The sequence below is a fragment of the Niallia sp. Kr1 genome, from assembly GCF_050389805.1.
In the GTDB taxonomy this organism is placed as follows: Bacteria; Bacillota; Bacilli; order Bacillales; family Cytobacillaceae; genus Bacillus_BD.
Genome location: NZ_CP130945.1, coordinates 3,827,230 through 3,840,394 on the forward strand (window position 1 = coordinate 3,827,230; position 13,165 = coordinate 3,840,394).

Annotated in this window: 12 protein-coding genes; 2 read left to right on the forward strand and 10 right to left on the reverse strand. The window is 36.8% G+C overall.

Translation table 11 applies throughout. The features are described 5' to 3' along the window. Positions 1-334: 334 nt before the first annotated feature. Entirely contained in the window at positions 335-1,228 is an 894-nt protein-coding gene (locus Q5760_RS18820; RefSeq protein ID WP_428909149.1) for a deoxyribonuclease IV, read from the reverse strand. A gap of 24 nt (positions 1,229-1,252) precedes the next feature. Further along, complete coding sequence (locus tag Q5760_RS18825) at positions 1,253-2,557, reverse strand: DEAD/DEAH box helicase (protein WP_428909150.1); 1,305 nt, start codon at positions 2,555-2,557, stop codon at positions 1,253-1,255. A 229-nt stretch (positions 2,558-2,786) separates the two neighbouring features. On the opposite strand from Q5760_RS18825, the gene vrrA reads away from it, so the two are divergent. Continuing rightward, on the forward strand, positions 2,787-3,338 hold the full coding sequence (gene vrrA / locus Q5760_RS18830; RefSeq protein ID WP_428909151.1) for a VrrA/YqfQ family protein: 552 nt from the start codon (positions 2,787-2,789) through the stop codon (positions 3,336-3,338). Positions 3,339-3,613: 275 nt separating this feature from the next. Next, positions 3,614-4,555 (forward strand): 4-hydroxy-3-methylbut-2-enyl diphosphate reductase, encoded by a 942-nt coding sequence (locus Q5760_RS18835; protein ID WP_428909152.1) that lies wholly within the window; start codon positions 3,614-3,616, stop codon positions 4,553-4,555. 32 nt (positions 4,556-4,587) lie between these two features. Here Q5760_RS18835 and Q5760_RS18840 read toward each other — a convergent pair whose 3' ends face one another. From Q5760_RS18840 to Q5760_RS18875, 8 genes are all read right to left on the reverse strand, one after another. After that, positions 4,588-5,703, reverse strand: coding sequence for a Nif3-like dinuclear metal center hexameric protein (locus Q5760_RS18840; protein WP_428909153.1), 1,116 nt, complete (start codon positions 5,701-5,703; stop codon positions 4,588-4,590). Then, positions 5,700-6,410 (reverse strand): tRNA (adenine(22)-N(1))-methyltransferase, encoded by a 711-nt coding sequence (locus Q5760_RS18845; protein WP_428909154.1) that lies wholly within the window; start codon positions 6,408-6,410, stop codon positions 5,700-5,702. The genes Q5760_RS18840 and Q5760_RS18845 overlap by 4 nt, the downstream gene beginning before the upstream one ends. A gap of 388 nt (positions 6,411-6,798) precedes the next feature. After that, on the reverse strand, positions 6,799-7,161 hold the full coding sequence (gene cccA / locus Q5760_RS18850) for a cytochrome c550 (RefSeq protein ID WP_428909155.1): 363 nt from the start codon (positions 7,159-7,161) through the stop codon (positions 6,799-6,801). Between the two features lie 146 nt (positions 7,162-7,307). After that, a complete protein-coding gene (locus tag Q5760_RS18855) occupies positions 7,308-7,829 on the reverse strand; it encodes a hypothetical protein (RefSeq protein WP_428909156.1) in 522 nt (173 codons plus the stop codon). 173 nt (positions 7,830-8,002) lie between these two features. Then, positions 8,003-9,127, reverse strand: a complete 1,125-nt coding sequence (rpoD, locus tag Q5760_RS18860; RefSeq protein ID WP_428909157.1) for an RNA polymerase sigma factor RpoD — start codon at positions 9,125-9,127, stop codon at positions 8,003-8,005. Between the two features lie 34 nt (positions 9,128-9,161). Beyond that, the gene (gene dnaG, locus Q5760_RS18865; RefSeq protein WP_428909158.1) at positions 9,162-10,973 is read right to left on the reverse strand and encodes a DNA primase; all 1,812 of its coding nucleotides are present in this window, start codon (positions 10,971-10,973) and stop codon (positions 9,162-9,164) included. Between the two features lie 537 nt (positions 10,974-11,510). Then, a complete protein-coding gene (locus tag Q5760_RS18870; RefSeq protein ID WP_428909159.1) occupies positions 11,511-12,329 on the reverse strand; it encodes a pyruvate, water dikinase regulatory protein in 819 nt (272 codons plus the stop codon). Positions 12,330-12,365: 36 nt separating this feature from the next. Then, the gene (locus Q5760_RS18875; RefSeq protein ID WP_428909160.1) at positions 12,366-13,010 is read right to left on the reverse strand and encodes a helix-turn-helix transcriptional regulator; all 645 of its coding nucleotides are present in this window, start codon (positions 13,008-13,010) and stop codon (positions 12,366-12,368) included. Between the last annotated feature and the right edge of the window lie 155 nt (positions 13,011-13,165).

The window sequence follows — 13,165 nt, forward strand, 5'->3', positions numbered from 1 at the left end:
CCTTTAGGCGCAGTCAGAGGAGTAGTTGCACTTATGCCGGTACGGCCAAGCACAAGACGAGCCGGCATGAAGATTGTTCTTTAATCTTCTTGACGGATTGAAAGAAATGTATAGGCGACAGGGATGACGGGCATAAGACGAGTAATTTTCAGGCGTTCTTTGCCTTCAGAATTACTTGGCTTATGACCCTAGTCCCTAGGAGCCGACACTAGACACGCTTGTGACCTCGAGGGGGTATGCGTTGTAGCTAGACATTAATCAAATTTCAGAAATCTTTACCTTCAAAATAGATAAAAGATGTCAGGACATATCCCTGACATCTTTTTTACCATTATTATTCACTCACGATATCATTTAGAAGATTTTCATTGAACTTTTGATTTCGTAACATCTGGATTTCATGCTTGTAAGGTGGCTTTTTGCTGTTCTTATCCTCACCCACATAAGGAGTTTCTAAAATTTTAGGAATATCCATCAGTTGTGGATGATGAACAATATAATTTAAAGCATCAAAACCAATATGTCCAAAACCAATATTTTCATGGCGGTCTTTCGCTGCACCGCGCACATTTTTACTGTCATTAATATGAAGAACCTTAATCCGGTCAATTCCAACCATCCGATCAAATTCTTCCAATACCCCATCAAAATCTTCAACAATGTTATAACCGGCATCATGTGTATGACAGGTATCAAAGCAAACACTTAGCTTCTCATTGTGAGTAACGCCATCAATAATCATCGCTAATTCTTCAAAAGATCTTCCGCATTCAGAACCCTTACCCGCCATGGTTTCAAGAGCAATCTGCACCTGATCGTCTTGGGATAAAACTTCATTTAAGCCTTCGATAATCTTTTTGATTCCAACTTCAGCGCCTTCTTTTACATGTGAGCCTGGATGTAAAACAATTTGCTTTGCTCCAATTGCCTCGGTTCGGTCAATTTCTGTTCTTAAGAAATTAACTCCTAATTCAAAGGTTGCTGGGTTCGCAGCATTTCCAATATTAATAATATACGGAGCATGAACGATGATTTCATGGATTCCGTTCTCTTCCATGTGTTTTCTACCCGCTTCAATATTTAAATCTTCCAGTTTTTTTCTTCTTGTATTTTGCGGTGCGCCTGTATAAATCATAAATGTATTGGATCCGTAAGAAACAGCTTCCTCACTAGCAGCTAGCAACATCTTTTTCCCGCTCATTGATACATGTGAACCTATTTTTAACATGACTCCCTCTCCCTTGCGTTTTAACTATTTCCTCTTCAATCTTTTTTGTCTTTTTCTAATAGACTCGGTTTCTTGCTGTAACTTCTTTTTATAGCCTGGTTTTACCTTTTTAGGTTTTTTCACCATGGCTTTCACTTTCAAATCAATTTCATCCACTTGTTTTTGGCGTTTTCTTCGTTTATTTCGGTCTCCTAAATCGACCCAACCATCTTTTCCAATATCCACATGCTTGAACTCAATCGCCATTTTTTCAAGCTTGTTCAAAGCATCTTCATCCTTGTCCTCATAAATGGTTAAGGCGATTCCTGAGAAACCAGCACGAGCCGTTCTACCTACGCGATGAATATAAAAATCAAGGTCAGTTGGAAGTTCATAGTTGATGACATGACTGATTCCTTGAATATCAATACCACGAGCAGCTAAATCGGTCGCAACAATGTATTGATACTCTAAATCAAGAATTTGCTTCATCATTTTTTTTCGTTCTCTAGGTGACAAATCCCCATGAATTCTTCCGACTTTTAATCCTTTTGCCATTAACCCATCCGCTACTTCATCTGCCATTTTCTTTGTGTTAGTAAATACAATCGCAAGATATGGATTATAATGGATAAGTGCCTCGTGAACTAGCCCAAGCTTATTTCGATGTCTAGATGGCAATACATAATGCTCAATATTCGCTGCAGTCGCTTGTTGTGGAGCTACTGCAATAAATTTCGGATTTTCCATATATTTTTTTAAAAACGGCTTTAGCTTTTCTGGAATCGTTGCAGAGAAAACTAACATTTGTAATTGAGCTGCCATTCGCGCTGCAATCTGATCCACATCTTCTAAAAAGCCCATTTCTAGCATAAGATCCGCTTCATCTACAACAAAAATAGGAGCAGTATGCACAAATAAAGCTTGTTCCTTTATAAGATCATGAATTCGTCCCGGTGTTCCCACCACAATATGTGGCTGCTGTTTTAATTTTTCAATTGTTCGCTGCTTATCCGTTCCCCCAATATATAAACGGACCGCGATTTCTTCGTCTGAATGCTTCGTAATCTTTAGGATTTCGTGATAAATCTGTGCCGCAAGCTCTCTTGTTGGCGCTGTAATAACAGCTTGTACATGTTCTTTCGCAGGTTCCACTTGTTCAAGGATCGGCAATACATAAGAATGGGTTTTTCCAGTCCCTGTTTGGGACTGACCGATCACACTTTCCCCTTTTAACACGATTGGAATTAATCTTTCTTGTATTTCAGTCGGTTCAAAAAAGCCTAATTCCTTAACAGCTTCTATAATAAATGGCTTTAGGTTAAATCGATCAAATTTTGTTTCACTCATATTTATACTCCTTTTAATACGCACTTTAACAATTATTAGTATAGCCAAAGTATCGTTCATAAAGCCTTTTAAGACCATTATAATATTATAAAGAATTTTAAAGAGAATCACCACCATTAGCTTATAATTTACTTTAATTCCCCTTTACCCACACAAACCATTTAGGTTTCACTAGCATATGATGAAATATAAAAATGTGAAGTAGACGAACTTAGAAGGAGGAAGAAACATGTACCCGAGATATCAACATCCCCATATGCAGCATAGAATGCCACCTCAGGGCTTTCATTCATACAATCGAATGCCACCTGCCAACCCTATGATGGCAAGACCAAGGCTGCCACAACAGCGTGGTGGCGGTGGGTTTTTATCTAGACTTTTTAATCAAACAGGAAATCGCGCAGCCGTACAACCTTTTAGCGGTTTTGGTCAACAAGCGGCTCGGGGTGGTGGCGGACTACTAAAGACACTATCAAACCCGAACACCATTAATGGCTTTTTAACGAACACACAAAAAGTATTAAGCACAGCCCAACAAGTCGGACCCATGGTTCAGCAGTACGGTCCAATTGTGAAAAATATTCCGATGATGTGGAAGTTATATCGTGGACTCAAGGACGCACCTGAATTTAGTAAAAATCAGGATGAATCAAGTTCATCATCAAAAAGCGAGAAAAAGGATGTAGCTTCCTATGAATCAAGCAGCTCCGATCACGAAGCAGATACAGTCGAACATACAAATAATCAACCATCTCCCTCAAAACCGAAGCTATATATTTAAAGAATGTTAATCTTAGCATTCTTTTTTTATTGTTTTTACCTGAATTTTTGAGAGATGGAGTGGATTGAACCAAATTATTGAGGGATTGAAACAAAAAGGAGGTTAATTGCTCCAAATTGAAGTTAATTGAACCAAAATGAAAGAGAGTTGAACCAACCTCTTATTCACCACCTTTTTATTTAAAAACCTCCTGTTTGAATTTGGATTTTGATTATAAAGAGATTGTTTACTATAATAGTATAGAAGGAAAAGTAGATACTTAGGAGGATTTTAAAATGAAAGTAATCAAGATCTCTCCGCGTGGTTATTGCTATGGTGTTGTTGATGCAATGGTAATCGCCCGGAATGCGGCTTTAGATAAAACATTACCACGGCCAATCTATATATTAGGGATGATCGTTCATAATAAACATATTACGGATGCCTTTGAAGACGAAGGAATTATCACATTAGATGGGCAAAATCGGAAAGAAATCATTGAAAAAGTTGACAAAGGAACGGTTATTTTTACTGCACACGGCGTTTCGCCTGAAGTTCGTGAAATTGCAAGAAAAAAAGGACTTGTTGCCATTGATGCTACATGTCCGGATGTCACAAAAACTCATGATTTAATTCGCGAAAAGGAAAAAGAAGGTTATACTATTATTTATATTGGTAAAAAAAATCATCCAGAGCCAGAGGGAGCCGTTGGAGTTGCTCCAGATGCTGTACACCTTGTGTCAAATGAACAAGAGGTTGATGACTTAAATATCTCCTCAGATAAAATTCTTGTGACGAATCAAACCACAATGAGTCAATGGGATGTAGCAGATATTATGGACAAAATTAAAGAAAAATATCCTCATGCCGAATTTGAAAGAGAAATTTGTATGGCCACACAGGTTCGTCAAGAGGCTGTTGCCGAGCAAGCCGGGCAGGCAGATGTCTTAATCGTTGTTGGTGATCCGAGAAGTAATAACTCGAATCGTCTTGCACAAGTATCAGAGGATATTGCTCATACAAAAGCGTATCGTATTGCCGATGTCACTGAACTTGATTTAGATTGGATTAAAGAAGCTAAGACCGTAGCTGTAACAGCCGGTGCTTCGACTCCAACTCCAATTACAAAAGAAGTCATTACTTTCATTGAGCAATATGATCCAGAAGATCCAAATACATGGAAAAAAGAAAACAAAGTTCCACTTACCAAAATACTTCCAAAAGTAAAAGCGAAATAAGCACCCTTCATGGGTGCTTATTTTTTATGTTCTTATAGAAATTGGAAAGGTTCTGTTCTTTCCTCTGATGGAAATATTTCTACATTGTATCCTTTTTCAGAACAAACCTTTGTTAAAGAATGGGCGATTCCTTTTTTCATAATTTTTTCAACATTATGCCCTGGATCAATCACATTCAATCCCATCATCATCGCATCATGTGCCACATGATAATAGAGATCTCCCGTTACGTACACATCGGCACCTTTGAATTTTGCTGATGAGATATATTTATTTCCGTCTCCGCCTAAAACCGCTACCTTTTTCACTTTAGCGTTTAAATCTCCAACAACCCGAACGGTTGGCACCTCAAGAGCCCTTTTCACTTTATTAGCAAATTCGGCTAATGTCATCTCTTCTATCTTTCCAACTCGTCCCAGTCCTAGTGTTTCTCCTTTATTTTCAAGAGAATAAATATCGTAAGCCACTTCTTCGTATGGATGTGCCTTTAACATCGCTTGAAGAACACTTTTCTCAAGATACTCTGGAAATATCGTTTCCACTCTTTCTTCTTCTACCTGCTCTAATTGTCCTCCTTGCCCAATATACGGATTACTATCCTCATTTGGTAAAAATTGACCTGTTCCTTCTACAGAAAATAGACAGTGACTGTAATTTCCAATCGCTCCTGCTCCAGCATCTCCCATTGCTTCTTTCACCTTTTGGCTATCACTTACAGGTACAAAGACAACAAGCTTTTTTAATTTTACCTCATGAGTCGGTACCAGAGCTTCCGTATCGGTCAATTCTAATGCACTTGCTAATAAATCATTCACCCCACCCTTAGCAACATCCAAATTCGTATGTGCCGCATAAACGGCGATATCGTGTTTGATTAATTTTTCAATCATTCTTCCTGGAAGTTGATCCGTTGTTATATTTTTTAATGGGCGATAGATTAATGGATGATGAGCAATTATGAGGTCTACCCCTTTTACAATGGCCTCGTCAACGACTTCCTCAAGCACATCAAGGGCAACCATCACTTTTTGAACTGGTTTATTTAAACGTCCAATTTGTAACCCAATTTTATCGCCTTCCATTGCCAAATATTTAGGTGCAAATCTTTCAAAAATGCCTATAAGTTGATGTCCATTTATATTTTTCATTTCTCTAGTATCTCCTCTACAAGTTTTATTTTTTTCAAGAGTTCTTGTCTCTTATCCTCGTTTTGAGAAGAAGGAGAAGCATGTTGGAGTTGGTTTAGAATTTTTAACCATGTTTCTTTTTCCATTTGCCATTTTTTCCGGAAAACAGGATTATTTTCTTGTAGCAAATACGGTCCTAATAGCAACCCCTGTTCCAGATTATTTTGATAAGGCTCGTGTTCATTTCCTCTCTCAGCAACAAGTATTTCATAGATCTTATCATCTTCCTCTATGATTTCCTCTATTATTAATCCCCAACCATTATCTAGCAACCACTCACGAATGGAAATAGCACTAATATTTGGCTGGAGAACGAGTCTTTTTACTTGCTCTAATTTTTCCTTGCCTTGTTCCAATATGCTTGCAATGAGAGAGCCACCCATCCCAGCAATCGAAATTATATCAACTTCTCCTGGTTGAATAACCTCTAGGCCATCTCCTTTTCTGACTAATATCTTCTGGAATAAGCCTAATTCTTCAACATGGCGTTTAGCAGACTGGTAGGGACCTTCTACCACTTCTCCTGCAATAGCGTGAGAAATAAGCCCATTGCTGACCAAATAGCACGGCAAATAGGCATGATCTGAACCAATATCAGCAAGACGCGCCCCAACTGGAACATATTTGGCGACGGTTTCTAATCGTTTCGATAACTTTTCACTATTCATTCTTTCACCACATAACCTAAGTATTATTTAATTAGAAAAGCGCAAGCGCCTTCGGAACAAAAAGTCTTTTGTTCCTGTGAAGCAAATTCAAGGAAGCCTTCCCTGATGTGCTTACCCCCGATAAAGTAAACTCTCCAACTGGCAAGCCGTAAGGCGGAGATTAGGAGTAGTTGCACTTATGCCGGTACGGCCAAGCACAAGACGAGCCGTCAAGAAGATTGTCCTTTAATCTTCTTGACGGATTGTAATAAATGTATAGGAGACTGCCCAGGGAGCCGACACTAGACACGCTTGTGCCCTCGAGGGGGATGGCTGCTTGCGCTAGACATTAATCTATTTAAGTATAAGAAAAGTTCTTTGCATATGCAAAGAACTTTCCATTTATCCCTTATAATCCTGATAACCATTCTGCCATTTCACCAGCTTGTTCTGGAGCTACTAATCCTGGTGGCATGGCGTTTCGTCCATTTACAACAACATCTTCTATTTCTTCAGGAGATAACCTCTCACCAACACCTGTTAATGCTGGTGCACTTCCGCTACCTTGATATTGATCACCATGACAGCCAATACAAGAACTCTGATAGATTTCCTCAGGGCTTGCTGCTACTTGTTCTGTTTCCTCTCCACCGCCTTCTATTTCTGCAGCGAGATCTTTTGAATCTCCTAAGCCTTTGAAGGATAGCAGAAGCATTGTCAAAACTCCTAAAACCATAATGATTGCAAATGGTAATAATGGTCCTTTCTTCAAGTAAAACCCCTCCCCTTATGTAGTGGAAACATTTCAATTAATTAGTATATTTAAACAATTTCTATTTTACTTCAAAAAGGAAAGAAGTTAAAGCATTTCACATAACTTTGTCACTTTTAGTTAACAAAATAGACAAAATAGAGGATTTAGAAAGGGAAAAACATGAAAAAAATCAATAATATTGTCCCTGCTATCCCAGAGATGGAAAAATACAATTGTTTAAATTTCAGTCCAGTCAAGAGCCATACCACACAGTTACAACCAATCACGATGTATAAACCGATTTGATTGGATGTATGTGATAATGTTAATTCGACGGAAATAAACAATACAATGATAGCCGTTAGAATGAGCGGAATATGAAAGAACATTTTCTTTTTAGCTGAAATCATGGTTAAATAAATGCCAAGCATGACAAAAATTATTCCTGAGACGATTTGCAAAGTGAGAGATAATTCAGTAAAATATAATAAAAATAGACCAATTGGAATGAACAATAAATAAAATAAATAATGTCTTCGTGATTTTCGTTCTAACGGCTTTTCTGGCAATCCACTACCCTCTGTATAGAGAGCTAGCAAGAAATCACAATACTTTGTAGGGAGTAATTGATTTTCTTTCCAATAAAGAATTTCATGAATAATGATCTGTTTTCGGTTTTGTTGCATCTAATCACGACCTTAATATGTATATGCTATAGTTTTAAAGATTTTCTATAAAGGCACTGTTAAGCTTGGTTGTTGTTATCCGTTCCGGTCACTACAATCAACATTGAAAATTGCCTTTATAAAAGAAAAATAGTTCACTTCTATTATAAGAAGTAAACTATTTCTTTTCATCCCTATTCTAAAAAGTCCTTTAATCTTTTGCTTCTGCTTGGATGTCTTAATTTTCTTAAGGCCTTGGCTTCGATTTGACGTATACGCTCACGAGTAACACCAAATACTTTACCTACTTCTTCAAGAGTACGTGTTCTACCGTCATCAAGCCCGAAACGAAGACGCAGTACATTTTCTTCTCTGTCAGTCAAAGTATCAAGAACATCTTCTAGTTGTTCTTTTAATAACTCATATGCTGCATGGTCTGAAGGTGATGTTGCTTCATGATCTTCAATAAAGTCACCAAGATGAGAATCGTCTTCTTCACCAATAGGTGTTTCTAAGGAAACAGGCTCTTGAGCTATTTTTAATATTTCTCTTACCTTTTCAGGAGATAAATCCATATCCTCACCAATTTCTTCCGGTGTTGGTTCACGACCTAAATCCTGAAGTAACTGTCTTTGAACACGTACGAGCTTATTAATCGTTTCAACCATATGAACAGGGATTCTAATCGTTCTCGCTTGGTCAGCAATCGCTCTTGTAATGGCTTGTCGAATCCACCATGTTGCATACGTACTGAATTTAAACCCTTTTCGATAATCAAATTTTTCTACAGCCTTAATGAGACCCATATTTCCTTCTTGGATAAGGTCCAAAAATAGCATTCCGCGCCCTACATATCGTTTAGCAATACTAACGACTAGACGGAGATTGGCTTCAGCTAATCGTCTTTTAGCTTCCTCATCTCCCTGTTCAATCTTTAACGCAAGATTCACTTCTTCTTCAGCTGAAAGAAGATTCACGCGTCCAATTTCTTTTAAGTACATACGAACAGGGTCGTTAATTTTAACACCAGGGGGAACACTTAAATCATTTAAATCAAATTCTTCTTCATTTTTTTCTAAATCCTTTGCCGGTGGATCATCTTCCTCCGATTCACCTACTAACTCAACACCATGATCACCTAAGTACTCATAAAATTCATCCATTTGGTGTGAATCAAGATCAAATGTTGCTAACTTTTCTGCAATATCATCATAGGCAAGGACGCCTGTTTTTTTTCCTAATAAGGTTAACTGCTCTTTTACCTGCTCCAGGGTCAATTCTGATTCAACCTCTTTAGAACGAGCTGATTTTTCAGCCATTTGTCCCCCTCCTTCAAAAAATCAAAGAAACCAATTACATTGTTTTACGCATTTGTTGAATTTCTTGCCAAAGTACTCTTGCTTTATCTGAATCCTTTTGGCGAAATGCTTCTTGCAGCTCTGCTTCTTTTTCCTTTATTTTTAACCCTTTTTTATATTTCAACACCTGGTTTATATAGTCCATCAATTCTTGATCGGATATTTCATCATTAATTTGCGTCATTTCGATATCGACAATGATCCGCCTTAAGTCCCCATCCTCAACATAATTGAGAAAGCTATTTAAATCAGGTACTTGATTCTGTTCATAAAATCCATATAAATAAGTTATTATAGCTTGATGCTCATCAATATTTAATGTATGACCTTCAAGAAGTTCCTGTACTTTGTACGTAACATCTGCACTTTTCAACATATGTGCAATAAGAAACCTTTCAGCATTATGATATGCTGGTTTTATACGTTCTACAGACTTAGGAACAATTGTGAATTGAGCTGGAGGTTCTTTTTCACGATTAGATCCACTTTTCTCAGATTGTTTTGAATTTCGCCTAACTTGCTCCTTTAAAGCCTCAAGAGAAAGGTTAAATTCATCTGATAATTGTCGTAAATAGAGATCGATCTCAACAACATTATCAAGTGAACTAATTTCTTTTAATACTTCTTCGATATAAAGCAGCCGATCTCCTTCAACCTGTAGGTTTTTCCCTTTACGGTAGTATTGCATTTTGAAACCCATGAAGGTTAAACTAGATTTGATTACATCGTTACGGAATTTCTCCTCACCATAATTCTTTACATAATCATCAGGATCCATTCCTTTTGGCATGACTGCCACTTTCACCTGGCAATTTGCATCTTGCAGCAAATTCCCTGCTCGGTATGCAGCCTCGATCCCTGCCGAATCCGAATCGTAACAAATCGTAATCGACTGAACGTTTTTTGTAAGCATGGAAACATGTTCGTTTGTTAACGATGTTCCCATTGTAGCTACTCCATTTTCAATTCCTGATCGATCAGCAGCTATGACATCAGCAAATCCCTCAAATAAAACGGCATGCTGTTGTTTCCTAATTGTCGGTCTTGCTAAATTGTAGTTATATAAAACTTTACTCTTATTAAAAATTGCTGTTTCAGGACTATTTAAATACTTAGGTTGCTCTGCACCTAATGTTCTACCCGAAAAAGCGATGATATCATGATTCCGGTCAAAGATTGGGAACATAATCCGATCTCGAAATCGATCAAAGTAGCTATCATCTTGATCCCGTTTAATAATTAGCCCAGCTTTTTCCATTAATTCAGGTTTAAAATTCTTATTCATTAAAAATTTATAATCGAAATCCCAAGAATCTAAGGCATAACCGATTTGAAATTTTTCAATGGACTGTTTTGAAAAACCTCTCGTCAACAAGTATTCTAAAGCTTTCTGACCCTCTTTTGTATTCATAAGCAAATGATGATAAAATTTACCCAATAGATTGTGTGCATCAATCATTTGCCTAATATGATCTGGTACAGATTTAGGCTTGCTTATTGTAGGTATGCTATTACTAACATCAATATTCGCTTTTTCTGCAAGTTTTACTGCAGCTTCTTGGAAATTTAGTCCTTCAATTTCCATAAGGAATGAAAAAGCATTACCGCCAGCTCCGCAACCGAAACAATGATAGACCTGTTTATCAGGAGAAACTGAAAATGACGGGGTATTTTCGTGATGGAATGGACAAAGACCTTGATAGTTTCGTCCCTGTTTCTTTAGTTGGACAAAATCACTAATGATATCCACAATATCGGTTTCTTGCCGGATTTTATTCAGGGTTTCCTCGGCAATACGCTCTGACAATGTGAACACCTCCGTTTACTTTATGAGGTATTCGTCAAAAAAACCTAAAATCCTGCAAATACAGACATTTTTTTAAAACTCTTTTTTTAAAAAATCAACCAGTCTTCATTATTATGGATTTACCATTGCAAAAATCACTTTTCACCATACCTATGAAGATAGTTGTTTCGACAAAATCTTTTTGCCAACATGAATCAGTGATATTTAAATATTTGAATTACCTTATGTTCTAATAATTCTACATCACTCCACATATTCCTCTTTCAAAAATGACTTTTCTCTTAAAATCTTGTCGAATTTTTCAAATCCCCTTGACATCTCACAATAAATAGTTTATTCCTTGTAATGAAACTCTAAACCTAATATGATAAATTTTTATCACAATTTTTTATTATAGTATAAATAATTGTATTTTGCATCCCTTTTATACTTAATTTTAACTATTTATTATAATCAGGATAGGGTTAAATAATACCCAACTATTCTTTTTTATTCGGACTAATAAAAAAAAGAAAATAGCACATTTTTAATGATGTGCTATTTCAGATAATTTTTTTGAACCATGCTATGAATGATATTTGCTGTTTCCTCTACCGCTTTATTGGTGACATCAATAACAGGACACCCAATTCGATCAATGACTTTCTCAAAATAAGAAAGTTCTTCCTTAATTCTCTCTATTTTCGCGTAGTTTGCAGAATCACTTAAGCCTAAAGAGCGTAAACGTTCGGTTCTAATTCCGATTAATGTTTCTGGACTTATTTTTAAACCAATGCATCTTTTAGGATCAATGGAAAAAAGCTCCTCAGGTGGATCAACCTCTGGAACAATCGGAACATTGGCTACCTTGACCCTTCTATGTGCTAAATATTGGGAAAGAGGTGTTTTTGATGTTCTTGAAACACCAATTAAAACAAGATCCGCTTTTAGTACTCCACGTGGATCTCGACCATCATCATATTTAACGGCAAATTCAATGGCCTCAACTTTTTTAAAATAATCTTCATCTAATTTATGCATAATACCAGGCTCATATAATGGCTGTTTTCCCGATACCGTTTGAATATGATTAATCAACGGTCCAATTACATCATAAGCAATGATTTGTTCCCTCTTTGCAGCTTCTTTTAAATATTCTCGTATTTCCGGTCTTACGAGTGTATAAACAATCATTCCTTGATCTCGTTTCGTTAAGTAAATAACCTCATCAACATTTGATATCTCTTCAACAAACGGAAACCGTTTGATCATAAAATGATCTGTTTGATTAAATTGGCTAATAGCCGCCTTCGTGACGAGTTCTGCCGTTTCTCCTAACGAGTCAGAAACAACATAGATGATCGGCAATTTGCTCATCCATTCAACATCCCCTTTACACAACTACAACTACCATTATTTATCTTCTGATAATGTAACCAATGCTCTCGTTATATTTGTCTTCGTGATTCGACCAATTACCTCATAACCACCCTGCGTCGACTCAGACTCTTTCACAACTGGGATGGAATCGATTTGTTTTTCAATTAACTTTTTTGCAATATCCACTAACAAATCATTTTTGAAGCAAAAAGTAATATTCGGCATCCTTGTCATAATGATATTTACTGGTAATGTAGTCAATTCTTGTTTCCCTATACTTGCTCTTAATAAATCTTTTCTAGATAATACCCCAACCAGTAGAGATTGGCTATCGACTACAAAAAGTGTACCTACATCCTCTAAAAACATTGTAACAATGGCATCATACACAGAAACATTTTCATTCACCACAACGGGAATGGATTGATAATCTTTAACATATAATTTTTGCAAATTATCTGTAAGGAGTTGAACACCCGTTTTTCCTGTATAAAAATAACCTACTCGCGGTCTAGCATCTAAAAATCCTGCCATTGTTAAAATAGCTAAATCCGGTCTAAGGGTTGCTCTTGTTAAATTGAGTCGATCTGCAATATGTTCACCTGTTATTGGCCCATTTTCTTTTACAATTTCTAATATTTGTTCTTGCCGCTTATTCAGTTCTATTGTTAACACCACCTATCATGCCCAATTAAAGATTCAATAATGTTATACTATTACATAAATTATTATATACTATTTTCCAGAAATGAAAAGATTAACTAGCATAATTTCATATTAGAACGCGTATGGGCATGCATTTCGGGCTGATCTACAGGTAGATACAGCCCTAC